General features: G+C 39.0%; 12 protein-coding genes. 8 read left to right on the top strand and 4 right to left on the bottom strand.

Going from position 1 to position 23,739, the window contains the following annotated elements; translation table 11 throughout:
* Positions 1-115 precede the first annotated feature (115 nt).
* From ACYVFA_RS26325 to ACYVFA_RS26295, 7 genes are all read left to right on the top strand, one after another.
* The gene (locus ACYVFA_RS26325) at positions 116-2,503 is read left to right on the top strand and encodes an ABC transporter permease (RefSeq protein WP_460474851.1); all 2,388 of its coding nucleotides are present in this window, start codon (positions 116-118) and stop codon (positions 2,501-2,503) included.
* A 134-nt stretch (positions 2,504-2,637) separates the two neighbouring features.
* The gene (locus ACYVFA_RS26320; protein ID WP_460474850.1) at positions 2,638-5,004 is read left to right on the top strand and encodes an ABC transporter permease; all 2,367 of its coding nucleotides are present in this window, start codon (positions 2,638-2,640) and stop codon (positions 5,002-5,004) included.
* A 142-nt stretch (positions 5,005-5,146) separates the two neighbouring features.
* A complete protein-coding gene (locus ACYVFA_RS26315; RefSeq protein ID WP_460474849.1) occupies positions 5,147-7,522 on the top strand; it encodes an ABC transporter permease in 2,376 nt (791 codons plus the stop codon).
* A gap of 288 nt (positions 7,523-7,810) precedes the next feature.
* Positions 7,811-10,234, top strand: coding sequence for an ADOP family protein (locus ACYVFA_RS26310; RefSeq protein ID WP_460474848.1), 2,424 nt, complete (start codon positions 7,811-7,813; stop codon positions 10,232-10,234).
* A 97-nt stretch (positions 10,235-10,331) separates the two neighbouring features.
* A complete protein-coding gene (locus tag ACYVFA_RS26305) occupies positions 10,332-12,731 on the top strand; it encodes an ABC transporter permease (RefSeq protein WP_460474847.1) in 2,400 nt (799 codons plus the stop codon).
* Between the two features lie 82 nt (positions 12,732-12,813).
* On the top strand, positions 12,814-15,180 hold the full coding sequence (locus ACYVFA_RS26300; protein ID WP_460474846.1) for an FtsX-like permease family protein: 2,367 nt from the start codon (positions 12,814-12,816) through the stop codon (positions 15,178-15,180).
* A gap of 267 nt (positions 15,181-15,447) precedes the next feature.
* Complete coding sequence (locus ACYVFA_RS26295) at positions 15,448-17,841, top strand: ADOP family protein (RefSeq protein ID WP_460474845.1); 2,394 nt, start codon at positions 15,448-15,450, stop codon at positions 17,839-17,841.
* A gap of 106 nt (positions 17,842-17,947) precedes the next feature.
* On the opposite strand, the gene ACYVFA_RS26290 is transcribed toward ACYVFA_RS26295, so the two are convergent.
* From ACYVFA_RS26290 to ACYVFA_RS26275, 4 genes are all read right to left on the bottom strand, one after another.
* The gene (locus tag ACYVFA_RS26290) at positions 17,948-18,469 is read right to left on the bottom strand and encodes an META domain-containing protein (protein ID WP_460474844.1); all 522 of its coding nucleotides are present in this window, start codon (positions 18,467-18,469) and stop codon (positions 17,948-17,950) included.
* 83 nt (positions 18,470-18,552) lie between these two features.
* On the bottom strand, positions 18,553-19,308 hold the full coding sequence (locus ACYVFA_RS26285) for a LytR/AlgR family response regulator transcription factor (protein WP_460474843.1): 756 nt from the start codon (positions 19,306-19,308) through the stop codon (positions 18,553-18,555).
* Positions 19,305-20,414, bottom strand: a complete 1,110-nt coding sequence (locus ACYVFA_RS26280) for a sensor histidine kinase (protein WP_460474842.1) — start codon at positions 20,412-20,414, stop codon at positions 19,305-19,307. The genes ACYVFA_RS26285 and ACYVFA_RS26280 overlap by 4 nt, the downstream gene beginning before the upstream one ends.
* Positions 20,401-21,003 carry a hypothetical protein gene (locus ACYVFA_RS26275; protein ID WP_460474841.1) on the bottom strand — a complete coding sequence of 201 codons (603 nt, stop codon included), beginning with the start codon at positions 21,001-21,003 and terminating at the stop codon, positions 20,401-20,403. The genes ACYVFA_RS26280 and ACYVFA_RS26275 overlap by 14 nt, the downstream gene beginning before the upstream one ends.
* A 294-nt stretch (positions 21,004-21,297) precedes the next feature.
* Between ACYVFA_RS26275 and ACYVFA_RS26270 the strand changes: the two genes are divergently transcribed.
* On the top strand, positions 21,298-23,691 hold the full coding sequence (locus tag ACYVFA_RS26270) for an ADOP family protein (protein WP_460474840.1): 2,394 nt from the start codon (positions 21,298-21,300) through the stop codon (positions 23,689-23,691).
* Positions 23,692-23,739: the final 48 nt, after the last annotated feature.

Genomic DNA, 23,739 nt, shown 5'->3' with positions numbered 1-23,739 from the left:
CCTAAAGGGGAGTTGCTTACGCACGAATATTATCATAATCTTTTAAGAGTTCCCCTTTAGGGGCTAGGGGCTCTTATTCAACTTTTTAAAAAATTCCCCTTTAGGGGTTAGGGGCATGCTACGTAACTACTTCAAAATCGCATTCAGAAACTTGTTTAAAAACAAGGTATACTCATTGATAAATATGAGTGGTTTAGCTATGGGCATGGGTGTTGCCATGTTGATAGGCTTATGGATGTACGATGAACTGACTTTCGATAAATACCATGCAAACTATAAGCAGATTGCACAGGTAGGGCAGAAGAATATACTGAATAATGAAACAAATAACTGGCCATATCTGCCTATTCCTTTAGCAAATGAATTGCGCAATAGTTTCGGGAACGATTTTAAGAATGTAGTGCTGTCTACTTTCAATGAGAGCCACATTCTATCTTTCGACAATAAGAAATTCATGAAGAATGGAAATTATATGGAGCCTAATGCTCCTGCCATGTTTTCATTGAAAATGCTTCAAGGCAGTTCAGACGGTTTAAAAGATCCTAATTCTATTCTACTATCGGCTTCGGTGGCTAAAGCTTATTTTGGTAATGATGATCCGTTGGGTAAAATCATGAAAATAGATAACCAACAGGCCGTAAAAGTAACCGGAGTTTATGAAGATTTACCTTATAATTCATCGCTCAATAAAGTAGGTTTTATTTTACCCTGGAGTTTATTGGTTGCCTCTGATGATTGGGTGAGAAAACAACAGGACGATTGGCACAGCGTTTCTTATCAGGTATTTGTTCAATTAGATGATAAGGCTGATTTTACAAGCGTTGCCAATAAAATTAAACCTGTGTTGTTGAGCAAAATGGATGAAGCTCAGGCAAAGTCAAAACCTGAACTGGTATTACACCCAATGCGCGACTGGCATTTGCATCAGTTTTTTAAGAATGGGGTATTTGCCGGAGGAAGCATGGATAATGTCTGGCTTTTTGGTTTTATAGGCCTATTTGTACTATTACTGGCTTGTATCAATTTTATGAATCTGAGTACAGCCCGTTCTGAAAAACGTGCCAAAGAAGTAGGTGTTCGCAAAGCCATAGGGTCTATGCGCAGCCAATTAGTGATACAGTTTTTCAGCGAATCATTTCTAATGGTAGCCCTGTCTTTTGTATTGAGTTTATTGTTGATTCAAGTAATTCTTCCATTCTTTAATGACCTGACTGGTAAAGAAATCAGTATACTATGGACTGAACCTTTATTCTGGGCAGCAGGTATCGGCTTTAGTGTTTTGGCTGCCTTGTTAGCGGGTAGCTATCCTGCCTTTTATCTCTCTTCTTTTATTCCGGTAAAAGTGCTGAAAGGGGCTTTTAAAGCTAGTAAAAAAGCTTCTGTCCCTCGTCAGGTATTAGTAGTTTTTCAGTTTACTGTTTCTATTATCATGATTGTCGGAACAGTAGTGGTTTTCCGACAAATCCAGTTTGCCAAAATTCGTCCGATTGGTTATGACCGGGAAGGCTTAATCATGGTTCAGCCTAATTCTAATGAAATTCATTCGCACTACGAGGCAGTCAAAAAAGAATTAGTAGAATCTGTGGCAATAACGGAAGTGGCAGAATCTGTCATGCCAACCACAAAGGTACTAGGAACAGCCGGAGACTTTGAATGGAAAGGCAAAGACCCAGGTATTTCTGAAAGATTCCCGATTCCGGGTGTGTCTTATAACTATGGCAAAACCGTAGGCTGGCAATTCAAAGAAGGTAGAGACTTTTCAAAAGATTTCGGAACAGACTCTTCCGCCTTGATTCTCAATGAATCAGCCGTGAAATTTATGAACTTAGGCTCAACGGCAATAGGAGAGACAATCAGATGGGGTGGCAGGCCTTATCGTATCATTGGGGTTATCAAAGACATGATTATGGAGTCGCCTTATGCCAAAGCCCGCCCTTCTGTTTTTTATCTGGATACTAATTATGGCGGAATAGTTAATCTTCGGATAAATCCCACAGCCAATACAAGTGAGGCGCTAAGCAAAATAGAGTCAATATTCAAAAAATATAACCCGGCCGTTCCATTCGAATACCAATTTGTTGAGGCCGAATACGCCAAAAAATTTGGAAGCGAAGAGCAGGTTGGTAAAGTAGCTGGGTTCTTTGCTATTCTTGCCATTATTATTAGCTGCCTTGGGCTTTTCGGATTAGCCTCTTTCATTGCCGAGCAACGTACCAAAGAATTAGGCATCAGAAAAACACTAGGCGCTACTGTATTTAGTCTATGGCAATTATTATCAAAAGATTTTGTGTGGCTGGTTAGTATTGCATTCATCGTCGCTACACCATTAGCGTATTACCTGATGCAAATCTGGCTACAAAAATACGATTATCGCGCTGATATTTCCTGGTGGGTTTTCGCCGCATCAGGCTTAGGTGTATTGCTGATAGCCTTATCAACAGTAAGCTATCAGGCACTAAAAGCCGCATTCATGAATCCGGTGAAAAGTCTAAAGTCAGAGTAAAACGCGCCTCCAACCCCTAAAGGGGTGCTACTTACGCACGAGTAATTGTGCAATTAACAACAATTCCCCTTTAGGGGTTAGGGGTGTGTTTATTTTTCAAACTTTTAAAAAGTCCCCCTTTAGGGGTTAAGGGCATGCTTCGCAATTACTTCAAAATAGCCTTCCGTAGCTTGTGGAAAAACAAGCTTTTTTCATTCATCAATATTGTTGGATTAGGCCTTGCCATGACCTTTGGTCTGATAGGATTGATGCAGATTCAGAATGTTTTTGAGTTTGATAATTTTCATCCTTATCCTGAACGAACCTATCGGATTCTCACAGATTTCAAGGATGCAAAAGGTACGAAGGTTTCTTATGCCGCTTCTCCTTTTTTATTGGCCGACAAACTGAAAAATGAGTATGGGTTTGTAGAGAAATCAGCCAGAGTGGTTCGCTTTTTTTCAGGCGAAATGAACAATAGGCTGAAAAAGATACGGGTAAATGGCATTTATGTCGACCCTTCGTTTTTCGATATTTTTGGTTTTCCCCTGGAGAAAGGTTCTTATCCTGTTGAACCCAATACCGTTGTGCTGAATCATGAAACAGCCGTTAAGTTTTTTGGTACTACTAACCCTGTAGGCAAAACCATTATGCATCATGACTTTGGTGTGTTTACGGTTACAGGTGTATTGAAACCCTATAAATACAGAGGTACCCAATTCAGAAGTGACTTGATGGTGTCGATGGCTACCTTCACTTCTTTCAACAAGGATAAACAGGAACTCAAAAACTGGACGCAATACGATACCTATACCTTTGTATTGCTCAATAAAAATACCAATCCTGCTACGCTCGACCGTGCTTTAGCAACAGTATCCAACCAGAATAAAAAAGATACCGATTTCGGAAAAACAAGCCATCTGTATCGCCGTCAGGCATTAAACGACATTTCACCTGATTTTGAGCGATTAGAGAAAAACGCTTATGTAGATGATGTATTTAGCGTATCAGTCAATTTCCTGATGGCTTTGGTCATTATTATTCTGGCGGGCTTCAATTATACCAATCTTACCTTAGCCCGTTCTTTGAGTAGGGCCAGAGAAGTAGGTGTCCGAAAAGTTTCAGGCGCTGTGCGTAGGCAGTTGGTAGCTCAATTTCTTATTGAAGCTATTGTGCTGGCATTTTTTGCCCTATTTATCGCTTATGTGAGTTTTATCACCGTAAAGCAATACATTCATCTTTCATGGATTGTGTGGGAGGTAGATAATACCTTGCTCATGTGGGGTATTTTCGGGGGTTTCACTTTATTGACAGGCATTATTGCCGGAGTATTCCCGGCTCGTATTCTATCGGCGTTTCAACCTGCAAAAGTATTGAAAGGAGAACTGGGGCCAAGCTCATTCGGAAGGCTCAGCTTACGTAAAAGTCTGATTGTGATTCAGTTTGTGGTAACGCTTGTCTATATGGCTCTGAACGTGAGTATGTATAGCCAGTTTGAATATATGGCTACTGAAAATGATAATTTCAACCGTAAAAATATCCTGAATGTTACACTGGCGGGAGATGATTATAAACTACTAAAAAACGAACTATCTCAACTATCAGGCGTTGAAAATATCGGATTAACCTCTGATGCTTTTGGCAGTGGTGCTGCTCAGTATGCCATCAAAGCTAAACGAACAGATGAAAATACAGCGGCCTATCATTTTTCAGTCGATAACCAGTTTATCAATAATATGAAGCTCACAATGGCAGCAGGTAAAAATCTGCCTGATGCTACGGTAGATTCAAGTGGCAACTTTGTACTATTAAACGAGAAAGCGGTCAAAGTACTTCATCTGGGTACATCGCAGGAAGCTATCGGTAAAATGATTCTTTTGAATAACCAGACAGAAGCATTAGTGACAGGTGTAATAAAAGACTTTTGTTTTGCCCAATATGAATTCGCGGTAAGTCCTGCGGTTTTTCAGTATAATCCCAAGCAGTTTCATTTACTATCTATCCAGACTAACCCTTCGGTTAATAAAGCCTCTCTTTTGGCTTCGGTTGAGAAAATCTGGAAACACTATCATCCTTATGATGCCATGGTGTATTCGTGGTATGAACAGGAATTGTATGAGCGCTATTTTCCTGGAGAAGATATGAAATTTTCAGGACTTACCACCTTAGTAGGTTTTGTCATTGCCATTATGGGATTATTGGGGATGGTTACCTATAGCACTGAAAAAAGAATCAAAGAAATCGGCATTCGCAAAGTACTGGGCGCAAGTGCCTCAGAAGTAGTACGTTTGCTCTCATGGAGTTTTCTGAAACTTCTACTCATTGCTGGTTTGATTGCCTTTCCCATAAGCTATTTATGTAGTGTGATTGTATTGAATATTTTTACTTTCAATCCGGGTGTCAATGCCGCATTATTGATTGGGAGTTTCGGAGTTATTTTTCTGATTGCTCTGGGCACTATTGGTTTTAAAACTTATCAGGCTGCTGATATGAATCCGGTAAATAGTCTGAAAGCAGAGTAGGCAGGTTTAAAATTTTATAAAGAGTGTTAAATTAACTTAAATGAAATAAGAATGATGAATTGAGGGCTTAACTTCAAGTTTTAATCATTAAAATTTCAAAATTATGTTAAAAAACTATCTGAAAATTTCCTGGCGTAACCTTATGAAACGCAAGTTTTATACCTCGGTTACGATTTTCGGTCTCTCGGTCGGAATCACTTTTGCTTTGCTGATAGGCAGCTATGTGTGGGGAGAACTCAAGGTAAATAGTGAGCTGCGCGATCTGGATAATCAATACATGATTCAAAGCAAATGGGACAGAGAAAATATGGGAGGAGAAATTACTTCCATAGGGCCATTGGCAAAAGCTTTGAAAGAAAATTATCCGGCTCTGGTTGAAAACTATTACCGTTTTGATGCCGTGACCACTATTGTTTCAAAAGGAGAAAAGGTTTTCAGAGAAGATGTTCAGATAGCAGATTCTACTATCCTGTCTATGTATGGATTTCCACTCGTACAGGGTAATCCGAAAACAGCGTTGAATCAGCCGAATACAGTCGTTATTCCATCGGCTCAGGCAATTAAATATTTTGGTAAAACCGACGTGGTCGGGCAAAGCCTGAGAATAGAATCATTTACCGGTGAGAAGCGAGACTTTATGATTACGGCTGTGTTGGGTGATATCCCATATAACTCAATCACGAATCTCGTTACTCCCAATAATAAACTTCCTATTTTAGTATCTTTTAGCAATGCACAGTTCTTAGGTCGTAATGGATATGATTTCTGGAGTGCAACGCATATTGTCAATTATATAGAACTAAAACCCGGCGTTACAAAAGAAGATTTGGCAAAACCAATGGCGCAATTAATTGCGACCAATGCCTCTAAAGAGATTAGCCAGAATCTACACGCTTATCTGAAACCATTGAAAGAAGTCTATCTGGATACCAGTAATGGTCTGGTAAAAAAGACTATCCTGACATTGAGCATCGTAGCCTTATTTATTCTCTTGATGGCGGTAGTGAATTTTGTGAACATTTCTATCGGTAATTCTTCATCACGTTTAAAAGAAATAGGCGTAAGAAAAGTGCTTGGAAGCATGAAAGGGCAGGTATTACGCCAGTTCTTAACCGAATCAGTGATTATCAGTTTATTTAGCTTACTGGTTTCTCTGCTGTTCTATCAGCTATTCAGACCATATTTCTCGCAGATACTTCAGAAAGACATTATCTCTTTATTTAGTGCCTCACCTTATTTCTATCTGGGTGCTATTGCACTAAGTCTGTTCATTGGAATCTTAAGCGGGCTATATCCATCTTTAGTACTGGCAAATTTACCATCTGTTGATTCAATGAAAGGCAAACTGAAATCGGTGAAAGAGAACGTACTATTCAGACGCATCCTGTTAGCTTCTCAATTCACCGTTGCTTTATTTGTTTTTGGTGGAGCGGCTGTCATTTCTCAACAGGTGACTTACTTTTTCAAAAAAGACCTGGGCTATAACAAAGAAGCTGTTTTTTCATTGAGAGTACCTCGTGACTGGTCGCTCAAAGGCGTAGAAAAAATGGAGACTATCCGAAACGAGATAGCACAATTGAAAGAGATCAAACAGGGAAGTGTATCATGGGAGATAATGGATGGTGCCACAGGTTTCAGTAGTGCTATTTACAAAGCAGGGCAAGACTCAACCAAAGCCTTTTATGCTCCTACTTTGGTGACGGATGAAAAATTTGCCCAAACCTATGAAATCCCGATGGCCGCAGGTCAATATTTCCATGCTACCCAAGGCACATTTCAACCCAACAGAATGGTCTTGAACGAAGCCGCTATCAAGGCTTTAGGATTTAAAAATTCAGAAGAAGCGATTGGTCAACAGATAAGATTGCATTTTGCGCCAAATCCTTTTACCATAGTAGGTGTAACCAAAAACTTTCACTTTGAATCGATGCAAAAAGCAATTCAGCCCATTGCTTTTATGCAGGTAAAAGACAATACATTCTTTCGTTATTTATCATTCAGATTGAACCCGTCGAACCTGGGAGAAGCCATGAAAAACATCGAAAAGAAGTGGAAAGAATTATTACCCGATGCCCCTTTTGAATATACTTTCATGGACGAGACTTTGCATAAACTCTATCAATCAGAAGTGCAATTGCAAAAAGCAGCAGAACTGGCTACTACCCTTGCTATCATTATTGTATTGTTAGGGATTTTGGGTATGGTATCCTTAAATATTGTCAGAAGAACCAAAGAAGTGGGTATCCGCAAAGTATTAGGTGCTTCGGGTATCAGTATCGTTTTTCTATTCATGAAAGAATTCCTGATTGTGGTTGGGTTAGCCATATTCATCGCTTTCCCATTAGCCATTTTAAGCATGAATAACTGGTTGCAAAACTATGCCTACCGCATCGAATTAAGCTGGATTACCTTTGCCAGTGTGGGGCTTATTTTTATAGTAATGGTCGTCTTATTAGTAGGTTTTCAAACCTTAAAAGCAGCAAGGCTGAATCCGGTGAAGAGTTTGAAAATAGAATAATTTGGAGAAAGGAACAGGGAGAATGGAGAATGGAAAAGGCTGATTTTAATGTAAAAGAGCGGAGAATAATATTTGTCGTTTTAATATGTATTGTTTTGCAACGCGGTGCACATTTTTTGCATCTAATTAATTGTAAAAGACTCAGTTAAAAGCATAAACCAATGAGGGCGGAGCAAGGAGAATGGAAAAAGGAAAAAGTCTGACTTTTTTCTACGGCGGCGAACCGCTTTCCTTTCTACTTTTTCCATTTTCCATGTTCCGTTTCCCTTTCTCCATCTACCTAAAATTATGATACGCAATTACTTGAAAATCGCCTTCAGAAGCCTGAGGAAACAAAAAGGTTTCACTTTTATTAACATTGCCGGACTCGCCATTGGGCTTACCTGCTTTTTGTTGATTGGTTTGTTTGTAAAAGATGAATTAAGCTACGACTGGTTCAACAAAGATGCTGACCGCATTTATCGCGTTACCCGTATTTTTAAATCAAATGATGGTACTGTGAGCCTACATTTAGGGCACCTGGCTCCTCCTTTTTTGCGGCATTTAAAAAACGATTTTTCAGAAATAGAGCAGATTACCCGTTTGTTGGATGCAACCTATTTATTTAATGTATTAAACCGACCAGAAAGCCCTGAAAAAAAGTATCAGGAGCCGAATATGTTTTTTGCTGATGCAAATGTATTTAAAGTGTTTTCCATTAATCTACTTTCGGGAAACCCTGACATGGCTTTAGAAAATCCATTTACAGTTGTTCTCTCTAAGCCGATGGCTGAAAAATATTTTGGTAAAGAAAACCCAATCGGTAAACTGTTGAAAATAGATAATAAATATGATTTAACAGTTTCGGGCGTTTTTGAGCCAATGCCCAATCAATCACATTTTCATGCTAATTTCCTGTTATCAATGAATACACTGAATGATAACAGGATTTTTGGTAAAGAAGGAATGGAAAATGATTGGGGTGGTAATGCCTTCGCTACGTATTTGCTGATGCCTAAAGGCTATGATATATCAAGAATGGAAAGTCGGGTAAAATCTTTCCTCGATGCACATATACCTGGTGGAAAAGGGTCTCAGTGGACAGACCTGACTTTCCAGAAACTGACAGATATACACTTACGTTCACACCTGGATTCAGAGCATGAAGCGAACGGAGACATCAAGTCTGTGTATATTTTTTCTGCAATTGCCTTTTTTATATTGCTGATTGCCTGCATTAATTATATGAATTTAGCTACGGCTCGTTCGGCAGGCAGGGCCAAAGAAGTAGGTCTTCGTAAGGTAGTAGGGGCGCTACGCTCACAACTGATAGGACAATTTCTGAGTGAATCTTTGCTATTGACTATTATCTCTTTAGCCATTGCCTTGATCGCCATTGTTTTATTGATTCCATCATTAAATGATTTTGCCAGTAAATCTTTGACTTTCAGTAGTTTACTAGATGTTAAATTTATTGCAATAATTCTGGGTGTCATTTTCTTTACAGGCATTTTAGCTGGAAGCTACCCTGCCTTTTTTCTGACGGCTTTCCAGCCAGTAGAGGTTTTGAAAGGGAAAATCAAAAATGTCATGAAGAATGGTGTGCTACGCCAGGCTTTAGTGGTGATGCAGTTTTCAATTGCTTGTATTCTCATAATCAGTACAGTTATCGTCTATAAACAATTGAGTTTCATGCTCACGGAGGATGCCGGATATAAAAAAGACCAGGTGATTGTGATGAAGAATGAAAAAAATGCTTCGTTTGATTTTGCCGGTTTTAAACAAGAATTGAAACGTCAGGCAGGAGTGAAAAATGTAAGCACTTCTTCCAGAACACCAACAGACCGTTTGCGTGACTACCAGGGGGCAAAAGTGGAAAAGGGAGATTCTTTGGCTCCTACTACTGCTGTAATAAAATCACTCAGGGTAGACTATGATTTCTTATCTACCTACGAAATAAAAGTTGTAGCAGGTAGAGGTTTTTCCACAGATTTCAAATCAGATGATTCAGCCGCCTATATTCTGAACGAGACAGCTGTCAAAGCAATTGGCTGGAAAAATAATGCAGATGCCATTGATCAGATATTTGAATACGGAGACCGGAAAGGTAGAATTGTAGGGGTAGTCAAAGATTTTCATTTCGAATCTATGCATCAGACAATCGCTCCTATGGTAATGAATGTCAAAAACGAGAAGGATCACTGGCTTTCAATCAAATTAGCTGCCGGAGATTTTCAGAATACCATTGCCAGTATAGAAAAAGTAGTTAAAACATATACGCCTGACGCAGTATTCAACTACCAGTTCTTAGACGAGCAATTCAATAAGCAATATGAGGCTGAACAAAAGCAAAGGTCATTATTCATGATTTTTGCGGGCATTTCCATCTTTATTTCTTGTTTGGGCCTATTTGCCTTGGCAGCTTTTATGGCAGAACAACGCCGCAAAGAAATAGGCGTTCGTAAAGTATTAGGCGCATCAGTAGGAAGCATCACCACTTTATTATCAAAAGATTTTATTAAATTGGTAGTCATTTCTATCCTGATAGCCTCACCTATTGCCTGGTATGCAATGACAAGCTGGCTGACAGATTTTGCTTATAGAGTAGACATCGAATGGTGGATTTTCCCACTAGCAGGTCTTCTGGCAATCCTGATTGCTGTCGCGACAGTCAGCTATCAGGCCATTTCAGCAGCATTGGTAAATCCGGTTAAAAGTCTAAAATCAGAATAGCATAGGGGTAAGGGCAGGGGGCATAGGGCGATTCACCGTAAAAGTGAAATTTCCCTCTGCTCTATGCTCTCTGCCCTTGGCACTAAACACCTAAATTATGATTCGTAATTACTTAAAAATCGCCTGGAGGAGCTTATTGAAAAGCAAACTCTTTACTGCCTTAAATCTGTTGGGTCTGGCTTTAGGCCTTACAGTATCACTTTTGTTGATGCTTTATGTAAAAGATGAAATGTCTTTCGATAAGTATCATTCAAATGCGAATAACATCTATCGGGTTGACATGACAGTTACTTTTGATGGCAAAAGCCAGAAATGGGCAAATGCACCAAACGTAGTAGGGCCAACTATGAAAAATGAGATTCCGGGGGTGGTGCAACAAACCCGGTTACTCCTGAACGACTTTGGTCAGGTTGCCTTTGTAAACTCGGGAGAGAAAAAGTTTGCTGAGAAAAAACTGTATTGGGTAGACGGGTCGATTTTCGATGTTTTTGATATAAAACTCTTACAAGGGAATCCGAAGGTTGCTTTGCAAGACCCTAACAAGGTTATTTTAAGCCAATCGACAGCTAAGAAATATTTTGGCAATGATAACCCCATTGGAAAAGTATTGAAAGTGGGTATTAAATACACCTTGGAAGTTAGCGGAGTGTATGAAGATCTACCACATAACTTTACGCTGGATGCCGATTTAATGGGTTCATTTAATACGGTAGAATGGGCTTCTAAAGAGCTGGTGTGGAGTAATGCCAGTTTTGAGACCTATTTATTGCTGAGACCAAATACTAATCAGCAAAAAATAGAAAAACAAATGGCAACCATTCTTGAAAAGAATGTTCCGAATAAAGATAACCGTTGGTTTTCTCTATGGTTGCAACCACTCGTAGATGTACACCTGAATTCGGGTGATATATCTAATGCCAATACTACCCGTGTAGGTGATGCCAGACAGGTAAAAATATTGTTTATTCTGGCTCTGGTAGTGATGGTAATTGCTTGTATCAATTATATGAATCTGGCTACGGCACGCTCTCAGAAGCGTTTTAAAGAAGTAGGTATTAATAAAACCATTGGTGCCACCAATCGTCAGTTAATTGGTCGTTTCTATACAGAGACTACCCTTACGGTTTTCCTGGCTTTGTTGTTAGGTTTAAGTTTCCTGATACTGGCATTGCCTTTCTTTAATCAGATAACTGATAAAGATTTATCTATCACCAATATTTTTACATCAGAGGTAAGTATTGGTTTATTGTTGGTATTTGTTTTCGTAACCTTTGTTTCAGGTTCTTATCCTGCTTTCTATCTGTCTTCTTTTGCTCCGAAAAACCTTTTGCAGACTTCAATCAACAAAAAGACCGGTGCTGGAATTTTTCGTCAGTCGCTGGTTGTGATACAATTCTCGGCATCAATTATTCTGATTATCTGCACGTTTATCTTCTTCCAGCAACTGAAGTTTATACAGAATAAAAAACTAGGCTATAATCCTGAACAGGTTGTAGCAGTGATGACCTCAGGTGCTGAAAGCAATAAGCAGATAGATGGCTTGATAAACAATTTTAAGACTTTAAGCAACGTAGTAGAAACCTCACGCGTGCAGGCTTATTTAGGTTTTGGGGGCAGTGGGCGTACGATGGCTAAGGTAAATAATCCTAAAGAGTCGTTTTTTGTACGCTCTAACCGTGTAGCAGGCGATTTTGCTAAAGTGTTAGATTTGAAATTTGTAGCCGGAAAAACATTACCCCAGATAAAAGACGATAAAGATACGACCGTACAAATAGTAGTGAACGAAACCACTGTAAAACTATTGGGCTATAAAACTCCACAGGAAGCTATCGGTAAATTTTCAGAGGATTTATTCTGGAATCGCAAGTCAGAAATAGTAGGGGTGGTGAGAGATTTTCATTATGAATCTTTTCATCAACCTATTGGAGCATACGTTTTTCATAATAACCCTACGGAAGCAAGAAATTATTTACTGGTAAAAGTAAATACCGGTAATCTGGAACAGACCATGAGCCAATTAGAAGCCACTTTCAAAAAGAGTGTTCCAACATCGGCCTTTGAATACCTGTTTCTTGACCAGTTTCTGAATACCCTTTATCGTTCGGAAACACAAACGGCCAATGTAGTATTGCTATTTTCAGGAATGGCTATCCTCATTGCCTGCTTAGGTCTATTTGGCTTAGCCGCTTATACAGCTGAGCAACGTACCAAAGAAATTGGCATCCGCAAGGTATTGGGAGCTTCGGTAGCAGGTATTACCACTTTAATATCTAAAGACTTTTTGAAATTGATTCTGATTTCGGTAATTCTGGCAAGTCCGATAGCCTATTATTTCATGACCCAATGGCTAAAGGATTTTGCGTATCAGGTTACTATTCAATGGTGGGTATTTGTCATCACAGGCTTGATAGCTGTATTAGTCGCGTTGTTGACAGTAAGTTCTCAGGCTATCAAAGCGGCTTTAGTCAATCCTGTAAAATCATTAAAAACGGAATAGACAGCAGAGGGCTTGGAGCAGAGGGCATGGGGTTGAAACTCCTTGCCCCATGCCCTCTGCCCTTTGCCCCATGCAAAAAATCATGAAACTCAAATTTACACTCAGAGTCTTAAACAGAAATAAGCTCTTTACTGTGCTGAATATAGCTGGACTTGCTCTGGGTATGGCCGGGGGGATACTGGTATTTCAGTTGGTGAAGTACCATTTGAGCGTGGATGCATATCATAAAAACGCCGATAGAATTTATCGGGCAGTAGTTGATTTGCATTTAGGTGACGGTCAGATTGAACGGTCAAAAGGAAGTGCCTATATCTTGCATGGAACACTTAAAAAAGAATATCCGGCCATTGAGCGCACTACTTATCTGGCACATAGACCTCTGACTATTGCTGTCACCGAAAATAACAACGTCCAAAAATATCTGGAAAAAGAATCGGCCGCTTTTACGAACTCTGATTATTTCAAAATATTTGATTATAAATGGGAGGTAGGAACGCCAGCCATATTGGACGAGCCTAATAAGGCCGTGTTAACAGAGCGCTATGCCCAGAAATTTTTCGGTAATCAAAACCCTATTGGCCGAAATATCAAATTAGAAAATCAGCAGGAAGTAGTCGTAGCAGGTATCATCAAAGATTACCCGGATAATACTGATTTGAAGACTGATATTTTTGTGTCTCTGCCAACCTTGAAAATATTGGTGCCTGAATATGGCTACGAAGATTGGGGTTGGATTGAAAGTAGCCGTGAGACATTTGTGATGCTGCGCTCGAAAGACATGAAAGCCGCTTTTGAAAAGCAAATGCCTGCTTTTTCAAAAAGATATCATGGCCCGGATAGTGAGATTTTTAAATATCACCTGCAAGATTTGTCAGACCTTCATTTTAATGTAGATTATGGTGGAAAAATCAAGAAATCAACGATTAATCTATTATTAGTCATTGGCATATTGATGGTCATCATTGCCTGTATCAATTTCATCAATTTATCAACCGCATTATCATTTAAACGTTACAAAGAAGTAGGTGTCAGAAAAACATTGGGAAGTTCGCAAGGACAAATTTTCTGGCAATTTATCAGCGAAACGGCTGTTGTTGCTACTTTGTCGGTAGTGATAGCCATTGTTGTAGCGTATTTAACTGCCCCATTGCTAAGCCAATGGCTGAACACGCCACTAAGCATGAAGCTCTTCTCAGATTTCAAGTTGATTGGTTTTATCATGCTTCTATTGGTTGCGATTATATTCATAGCAGGATTTTATCCATCGATGGTCATTGCCAATTTTAATCCTTTAAAGGCGCTCAAAAGTATTACCGAACTACCGAAGCGATTTACTTTACGCAAAGGTCTGGTTGTAACCCAATTCAGCATCGCCTGTGTGCTGATTGCTGTTTCATTACTTGTAGTGCTGCAACTGGATTACCTGAAAAATAAAGATTTGGGCTTAAGAAAAGATATGATTCTCCATGTGAATATCCCAAATCCTGAAGCTGATAAACTGACTACCTTTAAGAATCAGCTACTCCAGCAGGCGAATATTGAGAACGTTTCATTTTTCCGCACTGCCCCATCTTCAAAAACAGGTAGTGGCGGGAGCATTAAGTTTGAAGGCAGAGACTGGGAGAAATTTGTAGCAAGGTCTAAAATGGCTGATAATGCATATATCAATACTTATGGTATTAAGCTTGTAGCCGGGCGCAAACCTGCCGCTTCTGATACCTTGCGAGAATTAGTTGTAAACGAGAAAATGGTAAAGGATTTGGGACTGAAATCGCCGGAAGAAATACTGAATAAAAAACTATTGGTAGGTGATTTGAGTAAAACGGGAACCATCGTAGGAGTAGTAGCCGATTTTAACAATACAGACCTATACTCAGGTGTTGAACCTACGATTATTTTTACATCCCGTGTTCATTATCGTTATGCAGCAGTACAGTTAAAAACCTATAACTCTGGCACCATTCAGGAAATTGAGAAAGTCTGGGAAAGATTATATCCTGATAATGTTTTTGAATACTCTTATTTTAGAGAAGACGTGGCTCGTTTTTATGAGAGAGAAGAATTGATTAGTAACCTCACCAAAACCTTTGCGGCTTTATCTGTCTTTATTTCATGCTTAGGTTTGTTTGGGTTAGCTACATTCTCAATCAAGCAGCGTACAAAAGAAATAGGTATCCGTAAAGTATTGGGTGCTTCGGTAATAAGTATCACCACCTTATTATCTCTGGATTTTCTAAAATTAGTATTGATAGCTGTTATTATAGCCGCTCCGGTAGCGTATTATTTTATGGCAGAATGGCTTAAAGATTTCGCCTATCGCGTATCAATTGAGTGGTGGATATTCGCTGCCACAGGTATAGCAGCGGTTGTTATTGCACTATTAACCATCAGCTATCAGGCTATTAAGGCAGCATTAGTGAATCCAGTGAAAAGCTTAAAGACGGAGTAACGCCCCTGACTCCTAAAGGGGAATTGCTTACGCGCAAATAATAAAGATATTGTTTATCAGAAACCGTTGTCCGTTACTGTACGAAATCCTGTCCATTTTCGGACAGGATTTCGTTTTCAATTGGCTGTAATGTAGTGATATTGAGGTGATTGTGGTTCTGGCATGGCTTTGGATAATTAAGTTTTCAATATTCATATAGTAATTAAGGGTAAAAGAGAAAAATACTATCTCACTTTTAAAACGTCCCCCTTTAGGGGCTAGGGGTTTATGCTGAAAAACTACTTAAAAATTGCAATACGAAACCTTTTCCGGAACAAGGTTTATAGTTTCATTAATATTGCCGGATTAAGTATTGGCCTGGCGGCTGCCATGCTCATAATGCTTTATACCAAAGATGAAGTAAGCTACGACCGCTTTCATACCAATAGCCCTAATATCTATCGGATTACTACCCAATGGATTAATCCGGATGGAAGTGTGAAGCAAGGTGATGGCACAACAGGCTATTTTCAAGGGCCTAAGTTTAAAGATGGGGTGGCTGAAATTCAGTCTTTTGTTCGTTTAAGAAGCGATTTCAGAAATATCCGTCAGGGTACTGAAATCAAAGGATATGGCGTGCTGGAAACAGATGCCAATTTCTTTTCAGTGTTTTCTTTCCCATTGATTAGCGGGAATCCTGCTACTGCCTTGGAGAAGCCTAAATCAATAGTGCTATCAGATGAAATGGCTGAGAAGCTCTTCAAAAATACCGATGTATTAGGCAAAACTGTTGATTTTGTTGAAGATGATAAATTAGTGCCTTACCTGATTACAGGAGTGGCCAAAAAAGCACCACAAAACTCTTCTGTGAAGTTCGATTTCTTATTACCAATGATTGTGAATAACGAGTCGTATCAGAATAATGAAAACTGGTTTAGTTTCTTCCTGAACACATTTGTTGTATTGAGTCCTAATGCGAATCCTGTGGCAGCTGAGGCTAAAATGAAACGCATCTATGAGGCCGATGCCAAAGAAACAATCACCAAGATGGCAAAGGACTATGATGTAAAAGAAAATGCCAGATATGCACTCCAGCCATTGACAGACATACACCTGAGTACCAAATTTGTAGCGCAGAATGGCCTGGCAGATGCCAGCAACCCAACTTTCTCTTATATCCTTACCGGAATTGCCTTGTTTATTTTACTCATTGCCTGTATCAATTTTATTAACCTGACAGTAGCCCGTTCACTGAAACGTGCCAAAGAAATTGGGGTAAGAAAGGTAGTAGGCGGCGATAGAAAGCAATTGATTATGCAGTTTCTGGGTGAGTCTTTTGTATTATGTGCCGTAGCGTTTGCGCTATCAATCGGACTTGTTCAGGTGGTTTTGCCTACCTTTAACCAATTAGCTAATAAGGCATTGGCGTTCTCCTATTTATTTGATTCTAAACTGATAGGAGGATACGTTGCACTTTTCTTCATCACAAGTCTTTTGGCTGGCTTTTATCCTGCTATGGTACTATCAGGCTATGATCCTGTGAAAACTTTATATAGCCGTTTCAACCTGACAGGTAAAAATTATTTACAGAAAAGTCTGGTGGTAGTGCAGTTTAGTCTGGCTTCTTTTCTGATTATTGCCACGCTTACTATCTATTCACAGTTCGATTATCTGACAAGCAAAGCATTGGGCTATGACGATAAAAACCTGATAACGGTTGATAAATGGCGCATGACCAACAGCCAATCTCAATTATTTACAAGTGAACTAGCCAAAGATCCGAATATCGTTGCGGTGGCTCCTAAAAATGCAGGTGGTTGGGGTTCAGTAGCCAGAATTAACGGTGAAAAACAAATCGACTTTGCCCACGAAAAAGTCGATTATAGATTCCTGCCATTGCTGAATATTCCCATTCTTAAGGGACGAAATTTCTCTCCCGATTTCCCATCCGACTCTACGCAATCAGTATTGGTGAATGAAACTTTTGTAAAAAAAGCGGGCTGGAAAGACCCTATCGGGCAGGAAGTGAATTTCTGGTATAACAATGAAAAATATAGAGTGGTAGGCGTTGTGAAAGACCACCATTTCGATGGCTTGAATCGGGAAATCGGGCCACAGCTATTTACGATGAGACCTGGCATGATGTATGGTACAGTATATATCAAAATCAAACCAAATTCAGAAGTAGCCAGTATGAAACATATAGAAAAGACTTTCAAAAAGCTTTTTCCCATCAACTCATATGACTTTAAGTTTCTGGAGACCGAAAATCTGAAAAGATATGAAGCAGAGGCCAAATGGAAGCAAATCATGCTATTTGGCGCTGTATTGACCATTTTCATTTCCTGTATAGGCTTATTTGGTTTAGCTACTTTGTCAGCAGAAAAACGTACGAAAGAAATTGGTATCCGCAAAGTGTTAGGAGCATCGGTAAGTAGTATTATTCAACTGCTTTCTACCGACTTCCTGAAACTGGTGGGCTTATCATTTATTTTTGCTTTCCCACTGGCATTCTTCGCCGCGCAGGAATGGCTCAAAAACTATCCTTATCATATATCAATCGGGGTATCTATTTTTGTAGTTACAGCGCTCATTACAATCATCATTGCATTGCTGACCGTAGGAGGGCAGGCGCTTAGAGCCGCTTTAATGAACCCGGTGAAATCGTTGAAAACGGAATAGCCCCCCGCCCCTAAAGGGGTGCTAAAACAAGAAGAAAGTACTTATTCCATAAACAAGAAATGGCAAAAGGGAAGCCCTTTTGCCATTTCTTGTTCAGTTTCAAATCTTATCTTTTCTTAAAAATCATTACTTCTTTTGCCGGGTCGCCTATCAATAATTTTACCTGATTCACTTCATAAACTATTTTGGTCGCCTTACTCAGATTCTTATAAAACTCGTCTTCGGCTTGCATCGCCTCTTTTGCTCCTGCCATTTCAGTAGTGATTAGCTCAGTAACTTTAAGACTACCATTGGCTTCATTATGTGTATAAGTGGCGCCATACATATTTACGTAGCTATGTCCGCTAATATTCAGATAAGCCATATTATCAGGGGCTTTTTTAGCTATATCCATGCCTAATTTCTCCGAACCTGCGGTCTTGCTTACCTGATACCCTGCAAAATAATATTCAGTAGGTTTTGAAACGGCATTTGGGTCTTTGCTGGACACTGGCGCATTCGGATTTTCGCCGTCTTTTGTATTAGCCGTAGCAGGTAAATCATCTGCATTGGCCGACATATCTTCTGCTCCTTTTTCGCACGACATCATCACTGCCATGAAACTCAATAATAGCATCAGTTTTTTCATAAAAAATAGATTTAAGGTACAATACTAAGATTCTATTCTCAGAAAAATAGTTGGAATATACTCAAAAACTTTTTCATAAATAGCTAATAATCAAATAGCTTGATAAAATTCTCAACGTATTTTCGACCTGTTTCTATTTTTGATCTTTTGGTATCTTTCAATAGAATGACATAATTACCCGAAAAAAAACGCTGTGCCTCTAAAATATGTTTCGAGTTAATAATTGCAGAGCGACTTACCCTGACAAATGCCGTGGGCAATACCTCTTCCAGATTCTGAATTGTATAATTGGTGAGATATTGTTTTCCATCCAGCGTATTCAGAAAAACATAACGCTCCTCGGCAAAGAAATAAGCAATTTCAGCAATGGAAATAAACAAAAGTTTTTCTCCTGCCTTAACTGTGAGTGAGTGAATTTCTTTTTTGGTTTCAAGAGTTTGTAATAGCAAAGCAAATTTTTGAAAATCAATCTGGGTATGCTTTTCAGTACTTTTTTGTTTAAGCCTTTCTACTGTCAGGTCGAAACGCTGTTTTTCTATGGGTTTCAACAAATAATCTATCGAGTTCTCTTCAAAGGCCTTTACCGCAAAGGCATCGTAGGCAGTTGTAAAAACAATCAACGGCATAGTTTTTAGCCTTTTCAATACTTCAAAACCATTAAAAACAGGCATTTCAATATCCAGAAAAATAAGGTCTGGTTTATGTCTTTCAACCATTTCAACGCCTTCTTCACCATTACGGGCAACGGCTATCACATCAAAAAAATCATAATATTCTGCCAGAAGATTTTTCAGACCCTTAATCGCCAGTTCTTCATCTTCGATAATGATTGTTTTCATAGCTTAAACTTTTTAGGAAGACGAATCAAAATATATTTACCCGGATTTTCATGATAATTATCAATATTCATAGGCAGCTCATTAAAAACCTCAAAAGAAGCATTTTCTCCACCCAATAATTTTATTTTTTCCTGTACACTCCGCAAACCATAACCTCGCTGAAAACCTGATTGAAAAGGCGTGCCATTGTCATAAATTTTCAATGCAATTAAATCATTATCGGCATTAACCTGTATACCAATAATACCCTTGCCAGCTATTTTTGATATACCATGTTTAATAGCATTTTCTACGAGAGGTTGAATCAGAAAACGTGGAATCAGACAGGTGGATAGCTCTGAATCAAGCTCGGGAATGATATAATCAAGCCTGTCTCCAAATCTTATTTTTTCTATGGATAAATAAGTTCTTACTAAATCGAATTCTTCATTCAATGTCCAGTAATACTGGCTTTGGGCATTAGTGGTAAACCTGAAAAATTTACTTAATAACATAGTCATTTGTTTCGCTTTCTGTGGCTCATCATCTATGGCATTAGCGATAGAATTCAAAGAGTTATAAAGAAAATGAGGGTTGATTTTAGCCTGTAAGGCTTCTAAATCTGCCTTCGTTTTTAGTTCTTTTAGTTGAGTTAGTTCTAACTCTTTTAATAAAAAATGTTGTTCACGGTTTTTCTCCTTTTCTACCCAATAATAGGCAAATAAGCCTGCCCAGACCAGATTTAACCTGAATACAATAGAGCCGTTAATCCTGAAAAACAAATCTTGAAAGGTATATTGAAAAGGAAGTTCTTTTACACTCAAAAGCACCAGAAGTCCCTTGCCCAAATACAAAAGAATACCTAAAGTGAGATAATTAAGAAAAGTTTTTTCTTTATTGATAAAAGTATATCTCCGGTAAAGATAGATAACCACCACAGCCATAAAAGACTCCAGCAGATTATCATAAAAAATGAAATCATTGGCTGCTCCTAAAGGAGTATTTGCATCCGGTATATAACCCAACAGAGTAGCCAGCAGGAAAAGGCCTCCGCCTAACCCGAAGTTGATAAGGGTAATAATAATAAACTGAAAGAATGAATTACTGAAAAAATTATTCGGCCTCATGGGCGTTCCAGAATTGATAAGCAATGATACATAAAGGTATAAATAGAATAATATCATTCAAATGAGCCATCCATTCGTTGCGTAAAATCCGGCTTATCGGGAAGGTAATACCTCCTGAAGATAATAAAACGCCTACCCACCAAGGCACAACTTTAGCCCGGATATACACAATCCCAAGAATCAGGAAAGTAAGCGGAAATGCTGGTCCACTCCAGTAAAGCACCAGATTCATTTGTGTGGGAAAAAACTTGAATGCCTCAAACCCGATTTTGTCTGAAATATTTAATGTCGCAGAGTAAAGCCCCTCGAATGCAAAGCCTACTCCGCCAAAAATACCATACATGGCATACAGCAAACCTAAACGGGAATAAATAGGCATTTTAGATTTGAGTGCATCAAATAAACCCATCATACCAATGGACAGAAAGAGTGTAGAGAAGAAAACCAAAACTGAACCATTGACTGAATGGCGCCCATTGGCTTTCCAGAAAAAAGAACTGATACTAACAATGAGTTGACCCGATACGAGACAGATAGCCCAGAATTTTTTGTCGAGAACTTTCTCAGAAACTGATGATTTTGATTGCATATGATAAAGAATTTTGTAGCCAGTTAATAATTTCGACACAAAACTTCATCATAAATACTTTGAGAGAAATTGCTTTCGGTTATACAACAGAATTCGTTGTATAGAATACATAAAATGCAGGATAGAAATAAAGCATTGCATACATAAAATCCTTGTCCGTCACCGTACGAAAGTCGTCCGATATCGGACAGATCTTTTTTGTTGTTTTGTCTTAACTTGTTGGTTGTGAGTATCTTATGTTTTTGGCATGGCTTTGGTTAAATATATTGTACAATACAAAATTATGAAAAAACTATGTTGAAAAACTATCTCAAAATCGCAATAAGGAATCTGCAACGAAACAAAGTATACGCCTTAATCAATGTATTGGGGCTGGCATTAAGTATGAGTTGCGGAATCCTTATTTTCGCTTTGGTAAAACACCACCTGAGTTTCGACAATTTCCACAACAACTCCGATCGCATCTACCGAATCGTTACTGAGCAACACCGCGATAATATCAGCTACACTTTCAGCGTACCTAATCCACTGGGTAAAGCATTCAGAAATGATTATACCTTCGGCGAAAAAGTGGCCCGTATCTGTACTTTCGACGAGCAGCTGATTACTGTTAAACAAGGTAACGAAATCAAGAAATTTAAGGATGAAGAAGGCGTAGCTTTTACAGAGCCAGAGTTTTTCGACATATTCAATTATCCACTTTTACAGGGTGACAAAAGAACAGTTTTAAGCGAGCCTAATACGGCTATTATGACCGAAAGAGCGGCTAAAAAGTATTTTGGCAACGAAAACCCAATCAATAAAACATTTAAATTAGATAACCGTATCGAATTTAAAGTTACAGGCGTATTGAAAGATTTACCAAGCATAACCGACAGGAAAACAGAAATTTACGCATCTTATCCAACCTTAAAATCTTTCAACGAGTGGTCTGCCAGCGATGATTCGTGGGGAGGAATTTCAAGTCAGATGCAGTGTTTTGTGTTACTTCGCCCGGGCATTTCTCCGGCGCAGGTAGAAAAAGTGATGCCTGCCTACGTGAAAAAATATCGTCCTACAGCCAAGAATGTACATCATTATAAATTCCAGCCATTAGCTGAAATGCACTTCGATGCACGTTATGATGGCCCGATGGACAAGAAAAATCTATGGGTACTTTCATTCATTGGCTTGTTTCTGATTGTTACAGCTTGCGTAAACTTTATTAATCTCGCAACTGCTCAGGCTTTGAAACGTTCAAAAGAAGTTGGAGTCAGAAAAGTATTAGGTAGTGTCAGAGTACAGCTTTTCTGGCAGTTTATTTCAGAAACAGGCTTGATAACAATTATAGGCGCTTCGGTAGCTATCCTTTTAGCTTTCCTAGCTTTACCTTATGTCAATACATGGTTCAATTCACAAATCAGTATTAATATGGTCAATGATTGGCAGCTAATGCTTTTCATTGTCGCATTAATTGTAGTAGTTACTCTATTTTCCGGGTCTTATCCCGGCCTGATATTGGCCGGGTTCCAGCCTGTTCTCGCGCTTAAAGGAAAACTATCTCAGCAAAATATAGGTGGTTTTAATACACGACGCACTTTAATTATTACTCAATTCGCTATTTCACAAGTCCTGATTATCGGTATGGTTATCATTGCCAATCAGATGAAATACGCACAACAATCAGATTTAGGCTTTAAAAAAGATGCAATTGTTTTGGTTCCTGTCGCATCGGGTTCAAACTTAAGTACACAGAAAACATTAAAGAACCAATTTGCGGCCATTAATGGCGTAGAAAAAGTATCCTTATTTAATAGGCCTCCTGCTTCTAGTGCAGGTTGGAGCACTTCTATAAGATTTGATAATAGGGCAGAAGATGAAGTGTTCAGAGTAAATATAAAATCCGCAGATGATCAATATATGCCAACCTTCGGTTTAGAATTAGTGGCAGGCAGAAACGTGTTCCCTGCTGATAGCATGAGAGAATGTCTGGTGAACGAAACTTTTATTCGTAAACTGAACCTCAGGTCTCCACAAGATGTAATTGGCAAAACCATAGCAATGAATAATGGAAGGATGAGCGGGCCTATTGTGGGTGTAATAAAAGATTTTCATGACCGATCTTTTCATGAAGAAATTAACCCGGTTTGTATCGCTGAGATAGCTCCGAATTATGAAGCCTTCGGCATTAAATTGAATATGGCCAATGCTCAGGCAACATTGGCAAGTGTAGAGAAAATATGGACAAAAGCACATCCTGACCAGATTTATGAATATCAGTTTCTGGATGAAACCATCGCCGAGTTCTACGAAACTGAAAGCGTGATGTTGAAACTGATACAAGCATTTTCAGGCATTGCTATTTTCATCGGTTGTTTAGGTTTGTATGGGCTGGTTTCTTTCATGGTTGCTCAGAAGACCAAAGAGATTGGCATCAGAAAAGTATTAGGAGGTACGATTACCAATATCATCTGGATTTTTGGCAAAGAGTTTTCTCGTTTGATTCTGATTGCTTTCCTTGTAGCAGCTCCTCTTGCTTGGTGGTTGATGAATGGCTGGCTACAGGATTTCAAATTCCATATCGATATTAAGGTAGAAGTATTTATATTAGCTATTGCATCAACCTTCGTAGTTGCCGCCTTAACCGTCGGTTATCAGGTAATCAAAGCAGCATTGATGAATCCGGTGAAATCATTAAAATCAGAATAGCATGGGGCATGGGGCAGAGGGCATTCGTTTTTCCCTCTGCTCTTAGCC

It is taken from the genome of Emticicia fontis, assembly GCF_054779675.1.
Note: the sequence above shows the minus strand (reverse complement) of the source record. Positions and strands in the feature narration are given on the sequence as shown.